Annotated in this window: 23 protein-coding genes; 2 read left to right on the top strand and 21 right to left on the bottom strand. The window is 48.7% G+C overall.

The features are described from left to right. Positions 1-54: 54 nt before the first annotated feature. Positions 55-1,077, bottom strand: coding sequence for a YafY family protein (locus tag NIES2104_RS14420; protein WP_058998856.1), 1,023 nt, complete (start codon positions 1,075-1,077; stop codon positions 55-57). Positions 1,078-1,188: 111 nt separating this feature from the next. Here NIES2104_RS14420 and NIES2104_RS14415 point away from each other — a divergent pair, with 111 nt between their 5' ends. Together NIES2104_RS14415 and NIES2104_RS14410 are read left to right on the top strand one after the other, a co-directional pair. Further along, complete coding sequence (locus tag NIES2104_RS14415; protein ID WP_058998855.1) at positions 1,189-1,626, top strand: ester cyclase; 438 nt, start codon at positions 1,189-1,191, stop codon at positions 1,624-1,626. A 20-nt stretch (positions 1,627-1,646) separates the two neighbouring features. Next, a complete protein-coding gene (locus NIES2104_RS14410) occupies positions 1,647-2,558 on the top strand; it encodes an SDR family oxidoreductase (protein ID WP_192843587.1) in 912 nt (303 codons plus the stop codon). A 26-nt stretch (positions 2,559-2,584) separates the two neighbouring features. Here NIES2104_RS14410 and NIES2104_RS14405 read toward each other — a convergent pair whose 3' ends face one another. From NIES2104_RS14405 to NIES2104_RS14315, 20 genes are all read right to left on the bottom strand, one after another. After that, positions 2,585-3,418 carry a CPBP family intramembrane glutamic endopeptidase gene (locus tag NIES2104_RS14405; protein ID WP_082689992.1) on the bottom strand — a complete coding sequence of 278 codons (834 nt, stop codon included), beginning with the start codon at positions 3,416-3,418 and terminating at the stop codon, positions 2,585-2,587. Positions 3,419-3,453: 35 nt separating this feature from the next. After that, complete coding sequence (locus NIES2104_RS14400; RefSeq protein ID WP_202815068.1) at positions 3,454-3,660, bottom strand: hypothetical protein; 207 nt, start codon at positions 3,658-3,660, stop codon at positions 3,454-3,456. Between the two features lie 75 nt (positions 3,661-3,735). Then, on the bottom strand, positions 3,736-4,440 hold the full coding sequence (locus NIES2104_RS14395) for an isoprenylcysteine carboxylmethyltransferase family protein (RefSeq protein ID WP_058998852.1): 705 nt from the start codon (positions 4,438-4,440) through the stop codon (positions 3,736-3,738). Positions 4,441-4,502: 62 nt separating this feature from the next. Next, the gene (locus NIES2104_RS14390; RefSeq protein ID WP_058998851.1) at positions 4,503-5,405 is read right to left on the bottom strand and encodes an RNA polymerase sigma-70 factor; all 903 of its coding nucleotides are present in this window, start codon (positions 5,403-5,405) and stop codon (positions 4,503-4,505) included. Beyond that, positions 5,369-5,764 (bottom strand): hypothetical protein, encoded by a 396-nt coding sequence (locus NIES2104_RS14385; protein ID WP_058998850.1) that lies wholly within the window; start codon positions 5,762-5,764, stop codon positions 5,369-5,371. The genes NIES2104_RS14390 and NIES2104_RS14385 overlap by 37 nt, the downstream gene beginning before the upstream one ends. Beyond that, complete coding sequence (locus tag NIES2104_RS14380; protein WP_058998849.1) at positions 5,764-6,243, bottom strand: carboxymuconolactone decarboxylase family protein; 480 nt, start codon at positions 6,241-6,243, stop codon at positions 5,764-5,766. Before NIES2104_RS14380 ends, NIES2104_RS14385 begins: the two co-directional genes overlap by 1 nt. 88 nt (positions 6,244-6,331) lie before the next feature. After that, entirely contained in the window at positions 6,332-6,736 is a 405-nt protein-coding gene (locus NIES2104_RS14375; RefSeq protein WP_058998848.1) for a GFA family protein, read from the bottom strand. A 41-nt stretch (positions 6,737-6,777) separates the two neighbouring features. Next, on the bottom strand, positions 6,778-7,275 hold the full coding sequence (locus NIES2104_RS14370) for a cupin domain-containing protein (RefSeq protein ID WP_058998847.1): 498 nt from the start codon (positions 7,273-7,275) through the stop codon (positions 6,778-6,780). A 37-nt stretch (positions 7,276-7,312) separates the two neighbouring features. Further along, on the bottom strand, positions 7,313-7,756 hold the full coding sequence (locus NIES2104_RS14365; protein ID WP_058998846.1) for a VOC family protein: 444 nt from the start codon (positions 7,754-7,756) through the stop codon (positions 7,313-7,315). Between the two features lie 48 nt (positions 7,757-7,804). Beyond that, entirely contained in the window at positions 7,805-8,257 is a 453-nt protein-coding gene (locus NIES2104_RS14360) for a VOC family protein (RefSeq protein WP_059001738.1), read from the bottom strand. A gap of 146 nt (positions 8,258-8,403) precedes the next feature. Next, on the bottom strand, positions 8,404-8,610 hold the full coding sequence (locus NIES2104_RS14355; RefSeq protein WP_058998845.1) for an N-acetyltransferase: 207 nt from the start codon (positions 8,608-8,610) through the stop codon (positions 8,404-8,406). Positions 8,611-8,634: 24 nt separating this feature from the next. Beyond that, positions 8,635-9,777: an IS4 family transposase gene (locus NIES2104_RS14350; protein WP_058995868.1), complete on the bottom strand. Its 1,143-nt coding sequence runs from the start codon at positions 9,775-9,777 to the stop codon at positions 8,635-8,637. Positions 9,778-9,854: 77 nt separating this feature from the next. Then, positions 9,855-10,205, bottom strand: coding sequence for a GNAT family N-acetyltransferase (locus NIES2104_RS14345; RefSeq protein WP_058998844.1), 351 nt, complete (start codon positions 10,203-10,205; stop codon positions 9,855-9,857). Then, on the bottom strand, positions 10,202-11,155 hold the full coding sequence (locus NIES2104_RS14340; protein ID WP_058998843.1) for a hypothetical protein: 954 nt from the start codon (positions 11,153-11,155) through the stop codon (positions 10,202-10,204). The genes NIES2104_RS14345 and NIES2104_RS14340 overlap by 4 nt, the downstream gene beginning before the upstream one ends. A 4-nt stretch (positions 11,156-11,159) precedes the next feature. Beyond that, positions 11,160-11,285: a hypothetical protein gene (locus NIES2104_RS33440; RefSeq protein ID WP_263970960.1), complete on the bottom strand. Its 126-nt coding sequence runs from the start codon at positions 11,283-11,285 to the stop codon at positions 11,160-11,162. Between the two features lie 158 nt (positions 11,286-11,443). Continuing rightward, complete coding sequence (locus NIES2104_RS14335; RefSeq protein ID WP_202815066.1) at positions 11,444-11,935, bottom strand: DUF1772 domain-containing protein; 492 nt, start codon at positions 11,933-11,935, stop codon at positions 11,444-11,446. Next, entirely contained in the window at positions 11,932-12,618 is a 687-nt protein-coding gene (locus NIES2104_RS14330; RefSeq protein ID WP_058998842.1) for a class I SAM-dependent methyltransferase, read from the bottom strand. Before NIES2104_RS14330 ends, NIES2104_RS14335 begins: the two co-directional genes overlap by 4 nt. Before the next feature lie 66 nt (positions 12,619-12,684). Further along, positions 12,685-13,254, bottom strand: a complete 570-nt coding sequence (locus NIES2104_RS33810) for a class I SAM-dependent methyltransferase (RefSeq protein WP_225895311.1) — start codon at positions 13,252-13,254, stop codon at positions 12,685-12,687. A gap of 261 nt (positions 13,255-13,515) precedes the next feature. Next, the gene (locus tag NIES2104_RS31295) at positions 13,516-16,239 is read right to left on the bottom strand and encodes a LuxR C-terminal-related transcriptional regulator (RefSeq protein WP_082689991.1); all 2,724 of its coding nucleotides are present in this window, start codon (positions 16,237-16,239) and stop codon (positions 13,516-13,518) included. An 88-nt stretch (positions 16,240-16,327) separates the two neighbouring features. Then, a complete protein-coding gene (locus NIES2104_RS14315; protein ID WP_058998841.1) occupies positions 16,328-16,813 on the bottom strand; it encodes a GNAT family N-acetyltransferase in 486 nt (161 codons plus the stop codon). Positions 16,814-16,946 lie beyond the last annotated feature (133 nt).

The raw sequence follows: 16,946 nt of genomic DNA, 5'->3' as shown, positions 1-16,946 counted from the left end.
TGTAGCAAAAGACAATTTCAGAAGCAGAAAAGTTTTTAATGAAGAGCGATTATATCAATCTTTGCTCAACCTATGCCAATCCTGCGAACCTACAGCATCATTGATCCGAGTTGATTCAACTTCGGTGTAGAACGCGATCGCTTCCTTAGCGGCTTGCAAAACCCGATCGCGTAACTCTAAAGGTTCGATCACTTCCATCTGTGCGCCAAACCCCAATACATACGCACAAGCTGCTTTTTCGATATCAAACCGCAGCGAGACAGGAATCCAGCCTTCAGCATCGGGAGCATCAACCCGTTCAATTCGAGCAAAGTAACCCCCATACCGCAACCAGGACATTGCTTCTGGAGCAACCCGCACTATCACAGGGTAAGAAGGAAGATTTGCCTGGAATTCCACCACCGATCGCTGCCAATAGTCGGCTAAATTGAATCCTGTTGGGCGTACACAGTGAAAGTCTGTCAAGGCAGCATTTCGCACTCGTGAAATCCGGTAAGAGCGCACTTCTTCCTCTACTGCTGCGACTAAATACCAGATGCTCCCTTTGGCAACTAATCCAAGAGGATTGACTAATCGTTCAACTTGTTTACCATTCCCGCGCTCATAGCTCAAGTAGACTTGTCGTTCCTGCCAAATTGCAGTTTGCAGAACCGGAAAAGCTGACATCTCTTCCTCCCAGTGATGCCATCCGGTTGGGTCAACATGAATCCGTTGGCTCACCACTTTTGCTTGCTGACGATTGGCGGCAGGCAATGCGGCTAGAAGTTTGAGTAATGCGGCTTCAAACGCCTGACTCCAGCCCAGATCGGCTAACAAATGCGTGGGTTTCGGCAAAAACAACGCCTGAATTTCTGCCAGGTTGAGTCCGGTTAATGTGGTTTGATAGTGTTCCATCAATCCCCAACCTCCGCCCTTGCCGCGTTCTGCGACCACTGGAACCCCCGCACTGCTGAGCGCATCCATATCGCGGTGGATCGTGCGCTCAGACACTTCGAGTCGTTCTGCTAGCTCGCGTGTGGTTAACCGAGGATGAACTTGCAGCAACATCAGGATAGAGAGGAGTCGATCGGCTCGCATCACAATTCTCCCAGCGCTCAGAACTCCTTTCTACTCTATTGCCAAAATATGACAAAGGGTGTCATGAAGTTGCCTTTATGCTGTCAGTATCAGAGTTGAGGAAAGCAGATAATGACAAAGCACGATAGCGATCGTAACAAAGCAATTTACCAGCGATATATTCAACAGGTGTTCAACCAAGGGCAACTGGAGTTGCTAGATCAACTTCTGTCACCGTCCTATGTCTATCACGAGGCACCCCCTGGAACATTGCCAGGAGCTGAAGGAATCAAGCAGGTTGTCTCCATGTTTCGTGCTGCATTTCCCGATCTTGAGATTACGATCGACGACCAGATTGCCGAGGGCGACAAAGTTTGCTCACGCGCCACAACACGCGGGACGCATCAGGGCGAGATTTTTGGAATATCCGCAACAGGTCAAGCTGTGACAATGACGGGGATAACAATCGTGCGAATTGTTGAAGGTCGGATTGCTGAGAGTTGGGTGAAAAATGATGTTGTCGGTTTAATGAGCCAACTTGACGCTGGACAAGCAAATGCAATTATCTAGAACAATTTTGAGGAGGCATTATGCAACCATTAAAAGATAAGATTGCGATCGTTGCTGGCGGTACTCGCGGCGCAGGTCGAGGGATTGCGGTAGAACTTGGCGCAGCCGGAGCAACCGTTTATGTTACCGGACGCAGCACCTCCATACAGCGATCAGAATACGATCGCCCTGAAACCATTGAAGAAACAGCAGAGTTAGTGAATCAGGCAGGTGGAAAAGGAATTGCAATTCAGGTGGATCATCTCGACCCTGAACAAGTGCGCTCGCTCATTACACGCATCGAACAAGAGCAAGGTCGTCTTGACATTCTCGTTAACGATATTGGTGGAGAACATTGGACAGAGTTGTTTAACCAGCCCATGTGGGAGCTTTCTCTAGAGAAGGGATTGCGACTGCTAAAAACCGCGATCGACACCCATTTGATCACCAGTCATTTTGCTCTGCCGCTCTTAATCCAGAAACCTGGCGGCTTGGTGATTGAAGTAACAGACGGAACGGCGGACTATAACCAGCAGAACTATCGGCTATCGCTGTTCTATGATCTTGCCAAAACTTCGATTATTCGGATGGCATGGGGATTATCGCAAGAACTTCGACCCTATCAGGGTACGGCAGTGGCGTTAACGCCAGGATGGCTACGATCGGAGCTGATGCTCGACCATTTTGGTGTGGGTGAAGCGAATTGGCAGGAGGCAACTGCAAAGGAACCGCATTTCGTGATTTCGGAAACGCCGCAATATATCGGGCGGGCGGTGGCTCATCTTGCAGGTGATCCAAGGATCGATCGCTGGAATGGACAGTCGCTTTCCAGTGGTCAACTGGCGCAGGTTTATGGCTTTACTGACATTGATGGTTCTCAGCCCGATGCATGGCGCTATATTCAAGAAGTAGAAACAATGGGCAAACCTGCGGATGCAACTGGGTACAGATAAATCAACTTTGCATCGGTGCCTGCGGCTCACGCGAAGGGTGTTCGCCCAACCACTTTATGAGTTGCTCTGCCTTGCCAAACGATCAACATAGCAATGCACCCTAGAAACAGATTAGCTATCACAAAAGGTCGCAGGCTCCCTGTATTCTGGGGTAGGACAGTAAGAACTCCCCAGAAATCGACTGAGGTATGCAAAATAGTCACACTAATCACACTACCCTGAGTGCCGTTGTACACCCAGGTAAAGATAGTTGCGAGCGCAACAACATGGAATACATACAACGGAAAAGGTAATTGTTGCTGTATTTCATCTGGAATGAAAAATAAAGGTAAGTGCCAAAATGCCCAGATGATTCCAAGACATACACTTGCCCACAGCGCATTGTATCGGGACTGCAAGGCTGGCAACAAAAATCCCCGCCAACCAAACTCCTCGCCGAGTGCTAGTAGAACATCAATCAGCAGCATCAGGATAAAACTCAGTGGCTCTAGTAGCCGTTTATCAATCCATAAAAACCGCGATGCTGTTGCTCCCATTGCGATGTGAACTAGTAGTGCCAGCGAAAAAATTAAAAGCGGTAAGCCGAAAACAACGCCATACCATTGCCAACTAAATCGCCAACGTAAACCCTGAACGAGTAGAGAACGGACTTCTACCAGTTGTGATCGCCAAGTAGTCACAACGATTGCAGCTACAGTCGGACCAAAGATGCCAATTGCTCTCAAGACAAGGTATAGAAAACTTTCTTGAGCATGATCCAGCGTCGAAAGAAACCAGAATGACCAAGACCAACCGTAGGCAATCATGCAGTAGGAGAACACTATCAATCCCAAACGCAAACCACTTTTACTCTCCATCATTGTGACCTTCTCTCTCACCGGGTCGTTGCGTTTACCTAATCATTGGCATGGTGGGAATGATAGATAAACGATTCTTTACCAGGCGGCACTCGGATGAAATTGACTCCTGTGCGCTGCAGCCCGACTTTACGCCCCAGTTGAGTTCCTGATAGTTCAGAGTTCGAGTTCCAGGGGTGAGAAAAGCTTTGTTGATCGGCAGCAATTTGCTCGGCTCTTAAGATGAAAGCGTTTGGGTTTGTCACGTTGATCATCCTCCAACGATTTTGTCTACCATGTTTTGAGAAGAGTCAGTCAGAGTTCCCTTGATTTCGATCGAATTACCAGACTAGAGGAAGAAGTCTATACTTTACTTTGGTTTTGTACGCTTCGTACCCTTCTAATTCTTCGACTAACATCTTTTCTTCTCCAACAATCCTCGCGACCAGCAGCAGCGAAAAGATAAGCCCCAGCAAAATACCGAATTGAGAGCCAAGTAAGATCGGGGTTCCGATGAATAGACAGATTCCACCCAGATACATCGGATGCCTCACAAATCCATAAACACCTGTGGAAACGACGTGCTGCTTTCGCTCAGATTGGATTCTGACTAAGGGAGATAAAAAGGTGTTGTCGGTAAACGATCGATAAAACAAAAAGAAAGCGGGCACTAAAGCAACACCGCCCAAACTTTTTAACCAGATAGGAAAGTCTGGCGACCAGCCAAATCGTTTCGCATCTAGGGGCATGATGACGATCCAAGACCAAAAAAGAATCTGGATCGCATACAGAAAATACTGATCCCATCTTTCTTCGTTTTCTGCTCCTGGCGGCTTAAACCGCTCTTGCAGCAAGGCTGGATCGTTTCGATAGAGATAAATCAAAGTTAACAACGTGACGCTGGCATACCAGATCGCAAGTATCCAGCCTTCCAGCCAGTCCCAATCGCCAGAAAGGAACAGCACGAGAATTGGAAAGATCAGGACATAAAAACTTGTTAAGAGAATTTGACCCACAGATAGGATGTTGTGTTCTGTTGCGCTCATATCTGTAACGCTCCTTCAACTACAGAGTGGACAAGCTTTGCTTCAACAACCTGCAAACACTCCTACAACTCGACAAACTCGCTCAATCGTTTCAGTTTCTCTGGATTCCGCACACTATAGATAGTCTGAATATAGCCCTCTACAATCTCAAACGTCATCACACTATGAATGTCATTGCCGTTCCGAATGAGCAGACTAGACTGCCCGTTAATCTCAACTAACTCAGCACTCGCGGTTGGTAGCCATTTTTGCTGAATCGCCAGCAGGAATCGAGCCACTTTCATCGCGCCTCGGATCGGCTTTAAGGCAGCCGGAACTTGACCGCCGCTATCTGACCAGAAAGTAACATCTTTTGCTAAAAGCGTCAGTAAATCTTGTAGGTTGCCTTGGCTTGAGGCAGCGAGAAATTGGCTTGTGATCTGTTCTTGCTGTTGGGGTGAAACGGGAAAGCGAGGACGTTCAGCCGCGAGATGTTGGCGCGATCGTCGCAAAATCTGCCGACAGTTCTCAGAACTTTTGTCTACGATTTGAGCAATCTCAGGATAGTCATACTCAAACACCTCGCGCAACAAAAACACGGCTCGCTCGATCGGTGATAGACGTTCCAGCATGACTAAAAATGCCATTGAGAGCGAATCCGCTAACTCCACCTGCTCGGCTGGGTCTTGATGTGTTAGTAAGGGTTCCGGGAGCCACGGTCCGACGTACTGTTCTCGGCGAACTCGTGCAGACCTCAGATGATCAATACAGAGGCGCGTGATTGTGGTTGCTAAGTAGTTTTTTGCAGATCGCACCCTAGTTCTGGGGGTTTGTTGCCAGCGCAGAAAGGTTTCTTGCACTATATCTTCCGCATCGCTCACCGTGCCTAACATCCGGTACGCAATGCTAAACAGCAGTGAGCGATGGTGATTGAATGCCTCAAGCGAATTTATAGAATCTGCTGCTGAATCGTGTTCAGTGTCCATAGAGCCACTCCGCATCCTTCTGTGATCAGTAACAAGATGGCTGTAACTTGGAACAACACCCCCCAGCTTTGAAAGGGAATCTGAGAAATGTGGTCGGGTGTGATTGCGATGAAATGATTGTAGATCCCAAATAGAAGCGCTCCGATCATCGCACCGAAGAAGAGCCAGTGACCCATTTGGTAGAACCGTGTCCAAAGTAAAATCGCGGCAGCGATCGGAGCCAGCACAATCACAATCTCCACAAATAGACTTTGAGCCAGAGAAAGTGGAACAGGGATTTTCTGGTGTGCTAAACCGTGAAGTGCAACCACGATCGTGTGAATGACGACGATCGTGGTTACAAAATGAGTCCGTTGCATCACACTGCTAAAGCCTTTAGTTGATCTGGTGTAGGTGGCTCGTAAGTGCCAGGAACAGTGCGGGCGGCGATCGCAATCCGATTCCAACCGTTGATCGTGACGATCGCCATCAATAAATTAGCAATTTGCTCAGGCGAGAAATGCTGGCTTACTTCTTTGTAAAGCGCATCAGACACAGGATTGGTGGCAATCAGCGTTACGGCTTCGGTCAATGCCAATGCTGCCCGTTCTTCAGGCGTAAAAAACGGCGTTTCGCGCCAGCCATTGAGAGCATAAATTCGCTGTTCGGTTTCACCGTGAAGTCTGGCATCTTTGGTGTGCATATCGATGCAAAACGCACAGCCGTTAATTTGTGAAGCTCGAATTTTAATCAGTTCCAACAGCGTTGGATTGATCCCACTGCCTTGGACGTACTGTTCTAGCTGCAACATGGCTCGATAAGCCGCTGGGTTGGCGTTTAGATCTAGTCTTGCCTGCATGGTGAACCTCTCGTTGAATGACCTGTTCACTCATAAGACGAGGTAGCCGCTTGGGTTGTGACAGGCCAGCTAAATCTGATTTTCAACGTTAAAGGTGCCGGGTTTCGATCGGTGAGGACTGCCAATTATCATTGCGCCCATCTTGATAGTGAACGGGCGTGTTGGCGAGTTCTTCGTCATCCACGTTATCTAGGCAGGCGATGTTAACGGAATAGAAAGCCCCGCCGATTTCTTCGACATAGCCCTGTCCGAATGATCGCACCCCACAGTGCTTGCAAAACAAATGGTGAACGCTGCGAGTGCCAAACTGATAATCACTCAAGTCAGCTTCGCTAGTCAGCAAACGAAACGCTTCGGGTTTGACAATCACACCCCACAACCTCGTTTTGGCGCAGATTGAGCAGTTGCACTTGCTAGTTCCTGCACTCAAATCGAGGTCGGCTTCAAAGGAAACCTTGCCGCAGTGACAGCTTCCCTTATAGGTCTTGTTCATTGTGAATCTCCAGTATGAGAAAGTATGGATGTAATCAACCTTCATCCCTGAGATTTGATCACAGGCGGGTCGGGTTCGTCCGTCCAATAATCAGTACCCTCAAATTTGCCGATTTTGCCGATCGATCTGGACAACCATTTGTCGGAGTCTGGGTAGTAACACACCTCATGCGGCAGATTTTCGCCCATCATGAGAATATCCACTGTTTCATCTGTGTGGTTATAGAACTGATGGGCAACTCGTTCGCCGCGTGGAAATGAGATCGCATCCCCTTCTTTTACAACGATCGTTTGATCACCATACCGAAGTGTCGCTTCGCCTCTGAGAATCAGACAAAATTCGTCTTCGTGCATGTGGTAATGAAACGGACAGGAGAGCGTTTTAGGACGCAGCCGATCGACTCTCACCCCAATATGACCTGATTTGCGATCTATTGCAGGTGAGGACAAACGCTTTGACCAACCTGCGTAATGTTCAGAGTAATTCTCCTCCTTCCATTCCAGATCGTCCATGTGGATAATGTTGGGAATGTCAGACATACAACCTCCAATGACTCACTGAAACGACAAAAAGAGTTTAGTGTGACTGATTCGCGAAACCTGCTTCTCGCCTTGCCAATTCCTGTGAAGATAAATCTCCCAAATGAGTAGCAATATACCAGTGATTACCGACAGCATCTTTCACAGCAGCACCCCGCTCACCGTAGTCCATATCCGTTGGTTCTTGCAGTGAAGTTGCACCTGCCTGAAGCGATCGCTGATAAACCGCATCGGTGTCACTGACATAGAGGTGGATTGCTCCAGGCATCGGTGTCCATTCTGCCTTTGCCTCAGAGAGTTCAACCATTGAGTTACCAATCTTGACGGCTGCATGTCTGATCGTGCCATCCGGTTGTTTCACGCAAAGAACTTCCTCAGCATCAAACGCAGTTTTCATGAACTCAAGCAGTTGATTCGCGCCTTGAACGGTGAGATAAGGAGTCACGGTATGAAAACCATCGGGAATGAATTTGACGGTCATGGTTAATTCCTCTTCTACAAGTTAAATGAAATTGTTCAGGAGTCCAGCTTATCCAGACTTGCTTTGGTTGAGGGCTTGCTCAAGTTGCGTATCCCAAAAGGCTGCTTCTACTTTATGACCATCTCGATCGCGCACAAAGCAACCGTAGTACGGCTCACTGTAGTCAGGTCTGCCACCAGGTGCACCCTCGTCTACGCCACCTGCTGCTAAGGCTGCTTCGTAAAAGGCATGGACAGCTTCTTTGGTGGAAGCGATAAAGCCGATATGAGTTCCATTGCCGACGGTTGCGGGCTGTCCATCGAACGGGGTTCCCATCCAGAATTCAGGATACTGCTTGCCATATGCGAACACGTACCCGTGTAGCGAAGCTAACGCCCCTGGGTATTCCATCAGTCGCTTGCAGCCCAAAGGAGTCAATACAGCGTCGTAAAAAGCGATCGCGCGTTCAAAGTCGTTGGTGCCAATCGAAACGTGCGAAAGAATGCTGGGATTATTGTCCATATCTGAATCCTGCATGAGTTAGATTGAGACTGGGCAGATCAGAGATTCGGAGCGGTACTTTGATCAGTTTTAGCTGGAAGTTGATGAAACGATCGTATTATATCAGTACACTAGTACTAAATTAACTGAGTTACTTTTGCCTTTTGTTAAGTTGCAAATTCGCTACAGGCAGAAAAGCTGTATTCCATTTCCTGTTCAATAGCATCGGGTTTGGCAGGAAAGATGACAGTGTTTCCGGTGTCATTAAAGCCACAACGACGGTAGAACTGTGCAGCATTCGTATTTTCACGGTTCACCCATAAGCGAACTCTGTTAGCATGAGCCTGCTTTGCCCAATCGATGATTTGACTCACTAAGCTTAAGGGGTGACAACGAAGCTAGAGAGCAGACTGAATCAGGGAAATGGCGTTGAGACCTCGCTGAAAGAAAAGGCGTTTTTGCGGCTTGAGTGCCATCAGTTGACCTGCCAAGGTTGACCACAAATTCAAGGGTTCAATCCATAACTTGCCATACAAGCCAATCCAGAAAGCACTGTGACGCTTTGTTGTCCGCTTTGGCTCAGTCACACGAGCGACGTAACGCTGCACTTGTTTTTTGCGAATGCGCCGCCCTTGTAGGGTCGAGATCGAGTAGGCAATGGCAATCAGGACCAGCAGGGCAGTAAAACGCCCGAAATCGGCATGACAATCTTCGAGGTGATAGCCGCCGGATTTGTAGTCTTTGAACAGGGGTTCAATCGAGAAGCGAGTGGCATAAGCGTTGAGCGTTTGTTCGGCATCGACGAGATTAGTCAGAAGATACCAAGCATCCGAACTCGATTGACGGTAGGCACGCTTTTGGCGCAAGACTAAATTGTGCTTGCCGAACCCGCGATTTTGCGTCACTTGAATTTGCAGATATTGCTCGGTGATTCCGGGCGTTTGCGGCAAGTCATCAAGGCGCGTAAACCTGCTGCTGTCGTCTGGTTTGACGGTCGTACTCTTCGGTAAACGGAACACGAATTTGACTCGCTTTTCTACACACCAAGCCGCCAGTTCAATGCTGTGAAACTCACGGTCTCCGAGCAGAATGAAGCGATGCTTTTTCAACAGATGAAACACAGGGCGTAACACTCTTCGTTGTTCAACAAGTGAACTCTGTCCTTGCTTGTTCAGCCACATCCAGTGCAATGGAATCGCTCGCTTATTGTACACAAGACTCACCATGATCAAGTTATGGTCTTGCCATTGGGTACGGTCAATCACCAGATGAAGTGGTTTGCTCCGGGGATGATGTCGCTTGACCCACTGCTTGACAATCGGAAACCAGATCGCTTGCGGAGTCAGTTGCGGCAAGCTCAAGAATCGTTGAATGTTTCGTCGTCTGCTCTCAAATAGAATCGGTTGCGGAAATAGAGTGGCTAAGCGTTCAATCGTAATTCTGCGCTCTTTGTGCAACAGTTCGACCAAGATTTCTAGCGTCACAAATTGCGTCTGGGTTAATTGCGATTGTAAACAGGTTTGATAGAATGAGGGCAACATATTTTAGATCGATGAGGTGAAACAATTGGAATCACCTCATTTTTTCTGTCTCTCGATACTGCTATCCGGCATCTTCTCTACGGTTCAGCTGCGTTGTCACCCCCTAAGCTCACTAAGGCTTTTCCCAGTCCTTGATGTCTTGCCGCAGGTGCAACCCACATCGCGCAAAGATTTACAACATCCGGTTCATCATCAATGATATAAGCTCCAACCATTCCCGCAAGCTCACCCTCGAAGAACCCGAAGAAATTGACGGCTTGGGGATTTGCGGCATGTTTCTGGGCACGCTCCTGCCAATGTTCGATTGGCTGCTGGCTGGCAGTGTCATAGTTCTCCAAAAAGGCATCCGGTGAATCCTGCAATGCTCGCAGTCTGAGTTCTCTGAGTAGTTCACCCTGATGCGATTGGATACGCCTCACTTCAATCATGAAAATTCTCCAAAGCAAGTGATAAATCGTTCACTGCCAATTCCACTAATCAGCAAACGCTCCTTACGATCGCTCAACAATTGCTGTGTCCAATCGGTGAAGCCACCATCAGCTAAGAAATACTCGGTTCCAGCTTGATCTTGAGCGTAAATTCCAAATCTTAATCCAGTGTAATAACGCTGCTCTTGCTGTTGGACGCAGGTGTGACCAAACTCGACTGCATCATATGTTTGGAAAAGTTTATCTATGACTTCAGCTTTGAGGATCTCACGCTGGATTTCATCAAACACTGTCAGATGAACTCGGATGATTCCGAGCCGAAATCCATTTTGCTGAGTAGTTTGCAACAACTGTAGATAGAATTCTAATTGTTCAGCCAGTGCTGCTACTTCAAACCGGTAAGAACCACGATCGCGTCCTGCCGTCACTAAACTAAAGATCCGGAAATGGGGAAATGTTCCTGGCTTGTTAGGAGCTTGGGGACGCAATAAGCGATGACTGGCACAAAGCTTTATCTCTGTTGCGCGGTGTGCTTTGTCTCGTCGCCGTCGCGCACATTCTAATGCCAGCACGTTTGTAGAATCTGAACAAACCTCACTGTTGCGAATCGTCGTTACACTCTGGTTCTGATCGAGGGGAGTTACGCTCGAGGTCGTGCCGAACGGACAAACCGGAGACAATTCTAAGGGGTCAAATGAGGGCGGCAATACCGAGTAAGCCAACTGATCAAATTCCAGCAGTTGTATCGGGCTAACAGCGGCAGGTTGCACCAGGCGATTTTGTTCATACTGCTGAAGTAGGGATTGCGGTGTGAGGGATTGCGCTCTGGCTCGGTAGACTTCCAGCAACAGAGACTGTAAATCCGACTGACTTAATCGTTGGGCGAGGACTTCTAACAGTTCGGGAATTTGTGCCTGCTTTAAGATGCGTTTAATCAGTTTCTCATTCATCTCTCTACGGGTCAATTGGCTCGATTTCCATTCGCTTGATTAGACCATCCTCGATCCCATACACATGCTGCACCATTTGCTCCACAGTCATGCTTCCCTTCACGTCGCGCACAACTTGATGAACATCCACTACCGTTTGTCCTTGTATTGTCCGAGTTCGCGCATGATCAAGTCGTAGAAGGTCTCAGATTGAGAGAAATTGGAGACCGAGAGGTAAATGTGGTCAATTCTTTTGAGCATCCTGTGGTGAACCTATGAAGTCATTGAACAAAACCGAATTCTACAAGATCAACTCCTGTCTTTTTCAAGCTGAGGCGCATCTACCACTATGGATATTACAAATGCGCTGAAGCTCACCAGACTAAAAATAAAATTCATGGCGTGGGCATATTCCCACTGATTTCTCAAACGTACCCAATCCGCTGACACTACCGCAGTTGCCTGTTCTATCACAACATTAACAGGCTCAATCCGTAGAAAATAGATTGCAGGAAACGCGATCGCTAAACAAAGCGTTCCTGCCAATGTCCACCAGAAAGCAGGTCGGCGTTTTCGGACTAGAACGGTGAGGGCGATCGCGCAAAGAACTGCACCCACGGTAATAAATGCACCGGGGCCGGGTGCGCCAAAATATCGATATAGACTATTTTGAATCGTGATATAAAGTGTTCGATCGTACTGCATCTTGGCGGGTAGTTCTAAGGTATGGGCAAATTCTAAGCCCATGAACAAAGCGACGAGAATGAGAGTGATGAAGCGCCAAATTTTCAGAAACATCATGTCCTCCTAAAGCCGATACAAGCGATGCTAGTCAAGCGAGCCAGCCCAACCGGAAACGAGAAAAACTGAATGTGAAATAATCCTGCTTTTTGCATGAGTGCTGATAGGTCTTCCGAGCGAAAACATCGGTTTCCCCAATGCCACTGAATTAGCCTTCCAGGTAATCCTGATCGAGTGACAACCAGAACCAATGGTGCGCCCAGATGAAGGACTCTAACCATTTCCCGTAACCCTTGGGCTGGGTCGGGCAAATGTTCTAGCATATGAGCACTCATGCCGCCATCAAAAGCCTGATCTGCAAGCGGCAAAGTGTTCACATCGCTTTGACAAAGTTGATGCGGAATCTTTGCGTGGCTGAGTTGTTGATGGGCTTGATTCAGCATTTCAGAAGATAGATCGACTCCAGTAATCTGGACTGTAGAATTCACGGTTTGAGCAAATGCTAGACTGAACGCTGCTGTCCCGATCCCATAATCACAAATCGTTGCGTTGTCTTTCCAGGCAGGCAGAACATTGGCGGTTTTGAGCGACTGCCACAGCTTCCGATACGCATCGCGATACCCCAGTAGACGAAGCTGTTGATGCCATCCAGAAGCAGCACGATTATAGGTTTGGGATAGCTGCATTGCTGTAGGATAAACTCGTTGAACGGAAACCTGCCACCATCCGATCGTCCATTCCATTGTGAAACCTCATTGATGTGCAACTGTCTCTTCAACGTCGCTCTCAAATTCGGTTTTATCCCTGACTCAAGGGATAGTTGAAAGGATAGTTTTGAAATGAGGGATAGCCTCACCGATCACGCAGACAACGGGAGGCTTAAGTGCAAGCGTGTCCGACCGGATGCATGTGAAGCCTGCCGCTGTGAGACATGCCACAATCTCGTGTCCCGCAGCCACTGTTGTCTCTGTTGTAGCACCAGGGCATCGTGGTTGGGAGACGATCGCGATCCGTCCTCCGGGTCGCATGAGGCTATGGATCTCTTTCAGCCGCTCGACTGGCTCGCCCCACATGCCCATATTGTTTACAACCAAGACCTTGTCGAACGGCTCCTCGAACGCCGGAAGATGTTCGACCGAACCGCAACGCAAATCCACACGACCCGCGTGTACGGCATCTGTGTTGCGCTTGGTTGCCTGCCGAACCATGACTTCCGAGTAATCGATGCCACACACAAGACCTTGTGTCGTGCGGCGGCTCAGCTCTCGGATCGCGATCCCCGGTCCGAAGCCAATCTCAAGGACGCGATCGGTTGGCTCCACTTCTAGGAGTCCGACTGCCCACAGGTTGCGCCCACGGTTCGACGATCGCAGTGCCATCACCCACCCGACGAGCCAACCCGCGAACCCACGCGGTTGCATAAACTGAGACCGGATCGCCATCATCAACTTCTGTTTCCTGTCCATGACCTTATCAACTCCCTTTTGAGAGCCTCTCGCCTTTGGCACCTCAAGAATCTATGCAAGCCCTGAGAGAATTGCTTAGCCTCGGAGCTTTGTCTGCTCTAGACGAAACCCGATTGATTCAGTGTGGCGCGTTCTCTTTAGAGCTTCACTAGCCGAAAGGATAGGTTGTGATAGTTATGACAAAATTCCTAATTCCCTGGCTTTTGCGACTGCCTGAGTTCGATTGTTGACCTCCAGCTTGCTGTAAATATTGCGAGCGTGCCATTTGACGGCGGCAAGGCTGACAAACAATTGGTCAGCGATCGCTTGATTGGGCATCCCAGTTGCTAGATAACGAAGTACTTCGAGTTCACGTGCGCTTAATGGTTCAACGAATGGTTGAATGATGGTTGATTTTTTCTTTTCAACTGAGTTAAACATCGTTAACAAACGTCTGGCTGCATCAGCATGAATATCCTGAGAAACAGCCATTTGCAGTAACTCTGCCATCGGTTTCCCTTCATCCAAAAATAAACGAACGTAGTTTCCCTGACGAGGAACGTTCAGGGCTTGATTGAGGGAATTAAACGATCGCGTTTGATCGCCTTGAGCCTGTAAAACCAACGCCTGTAAAAGCAATGTTTCCATAACCCGAATGGTTCGTCCACCTGCATGAGTAAATTGCTGCAATCGAGTCAGCAATCTCATTGCAGCTTGCAGATGAGCGGGTGATGAATGCTGCCGTCCATAAGCGAGTAACACTCTGGCAAAGGTGAAATAATCGAGTTCAGAACCTTGAGGAGATTGTTGAGTCGGGCTGTAATGCAGTTCACCTTCGCTGCTCAAACCGCTACTGTTTGCCCAAGCCATTGCTGCATCCACATTTCCTTCTGCTAGCTGTAATCTGACTTTGCACGCTTCGACTGAAAGAATCGTAGACCAGAGCCAGGGTTGACAGCGTTCAGCCGCATGAATGGCAGTCCAAGCGGATGGGAAGTCTCCCTGCGCCTGACGCACTCGTGCCAGGGTAATGTAACCCATCATCAATCCAGGCTGGCGGTTTTGCAGGGCGCGATCAATACTTTGAGTCAAATGTTCAGCAGCCGTTTCTAACTGGTTTTGCTCTCGCAACAAATCAGCGAGCGCGACTTGAACCAATACGCCTGCGTAAGTTGCCAGCCAGTGTCGTTCGATCGCTAACTCTAACCCTTGCTGACAAAGCGAAACGGCTTCGTCAATCCGACCTCGCAAGGCAAGAAACTGTGCCTGTAAGTAGAGTCCAGCAATCGCCGGATCAGCCATGCCCTGTGCCTTGCCAATCCGACTGACTTCTAGCAGTAGCTGCTTTGCCGCTTTGTAATTGTCTGCAACAAAATAGGTGACTCCGAGATTGAGCAGAATCAGCGATCGCAGCCAGGACTGATCTTGTGGCAACAATTGCAAGGCTTTTTCCATACAAGCGATCGCATCTACCGTGTTGCCTTGCTGACGAGCGTGTGTTCCTTTCAAGGCGATTACGATTCCCCGAAGCCGATCTACCTGCTCAATCTCAGGAGGGTTCTGGTTGACGCACTGTTCCAGGCGTTGAATCGCCGTAATTCCCTCTGCAAATTGCGAGGAGGTAAATCCAACCCATGCTTTGGCAACCAGCAACCAAGGATGAGCGGAGATAAGTGCTGTGGGTAATGCTGCGAGAGCCTGACGGACAACCACTGCATCTAAACGAGGATTTTCACGGGTCTGAATTTCCTGCTCGATTAAACGGGCTGCATATTCAAACGATCGGGCTGCAATGGCATGTTGAATTGCTTCTGCGATATACCCCTGCTGCTGATACCATTGAGCTGCGCGATCGTGGTAGAGCCAGATGCGATCGGGTTCTGTTCGCTGCAAAATGTGACGCAATGCCTCTGCAAACAAGTGATGATAGCGATACCACGTGCGATTGGGATCTAAGGGAACGACAAATAAATTTTGACGCTCCAGTTGTTCGAGCGGCTCGCCTTTATCAGCTACAGCATCTCCAATCACGGCTGCACAAAGCGAATGACTCATCTGGTCTAGAATCGAAGTCCGCAGCAGAAACTTCTGCACGGACTGGGATTGCTGTGCTAAAACTTCCTCCACTAGATAATCCAGCACCTCGCGCTGGCTACCGCTAAACGACTCTATCAAGGTTACGGATGCCGCTTCCCGCAGCGACAGCATCGCGAGCTGTAATCCTGCAATCCAGCCCTCCGTTTGGGTTTGTAGCGTTGTGATTTGTGCCTCGGTTAGTGGCTGATCGAGGGACTGATGCAGAAATGCGGTTGCTTCTTCATCAGTAAAGCGCAAGTCGTTGGCGTGGAGTTCCGTGAGCTGTGCTCGAACTCGTAGTTTGGCGATCGGGAGTGGTGGATCAATCCGAGTCGCGATCGCCAGATGGATCTGAAGCGGCAAATGCTCCAGCAGAAAACTCAGTGCGTCATGAATTGCAGGAGTAGTAATGAGATGATAGTCATCTAAAACCAGAACGAAGTCGGTTTGAAGCTGCGCGAGTTCATTGATCAGCGGTATCAAAAACACCTCAGCAGCGATCGGTTCCGGCGAACGCAGCATCGCTAGCGTCGCTTCGCCAAGATTTTGATGACGTTGCTGTAAGGCAGCCACCACATACATCCAGAAGCGAATCGGATCATTGTCTCGCTCATCAAGAGAAAGCCAACTGACGGGGAGTTTGAGTTGATGCGCCCATTCACCTAGCACCGTAGTCTTCCCAAAGCCAGCCGTCGCCGAAACTAAGATCAGTTTGCGGGTTAGCCCCTGATTTAATTTTTCCATCAAACGTTTTCGCTGCACTAGGGGCGACTGTCCCATCAATGCAGTGTGTGAGCGTGGCGATGGAAGATACAGTTTGGTGATAAGCAGCGGATTCATCATGCCGAACGAGTCACCTATGCAGATCTTTCTCTTCAAGCTAACAAATTCAAAAATTTGCTAATCGATCGAAATTGAGCGTGATCGGCAGCTAAAGCTTCTTGAAATATCGTGCGATCGGTAACAGCCCAAAGCCTGCTTTTTCATAGGTACGACGGGCGGAAGCATGACCGGGATCGCCTCCGGTTTCGACCATTGCAACCGACATTCCAGATTCTTTCATCCAGGAGAGCGCGAATTCGATCAGAACACTGCCAATGCCTTGACCTTGAACGTCTGGATCGACTGCAACCATATAGATTTCACCCATGTTGTCCTCTGAGTGGAGTTTAACGGCGATAAAGCCTACCGGAGATTCTGCGTCAATTGCAACCCACACATGAGTATCCTCCGCAGTACAAACCGCTTCGACTGCCTTTTGCTGGCTTATCCGCCAACCAGCGGGATAAAATGCTCGGTACACTTCAGCGTCCATCGTGTTCTGAATCGACTCAAACACTGGAGTCCAGGCTCGCAGCGAAAGCTGAATGACAGCATCGAGGTGTTGAGCACCATAAGGTTCAATCTGCACTTCCATATCCACTCCAGTTGATGCTAAAAATCCAGCACATTGCCTTGGCTGCCTGGAAACGAGTCAATCAATGTCAAGTTAGAATTGCTGAATTATACTACAAACATAATACAACGTGTTATTATCAGTGGCATTCCAA

The sequence above is a fragment of the Leptolyngbya sp. NIES-2104 genome (assembly GCF_001485215.1).
Classification (GTDB): Bacteria; Cyanobacteriota; Cyanobacteriia; order Leptolyngbyales; family Leptolyngbyaceae; genus Leptolyngbya.
The sequence above is the reverse complement of the archived record's forward strand: the minus strand, read 5'-3'. Positions and strand labels throughout refer to the sequence as shown.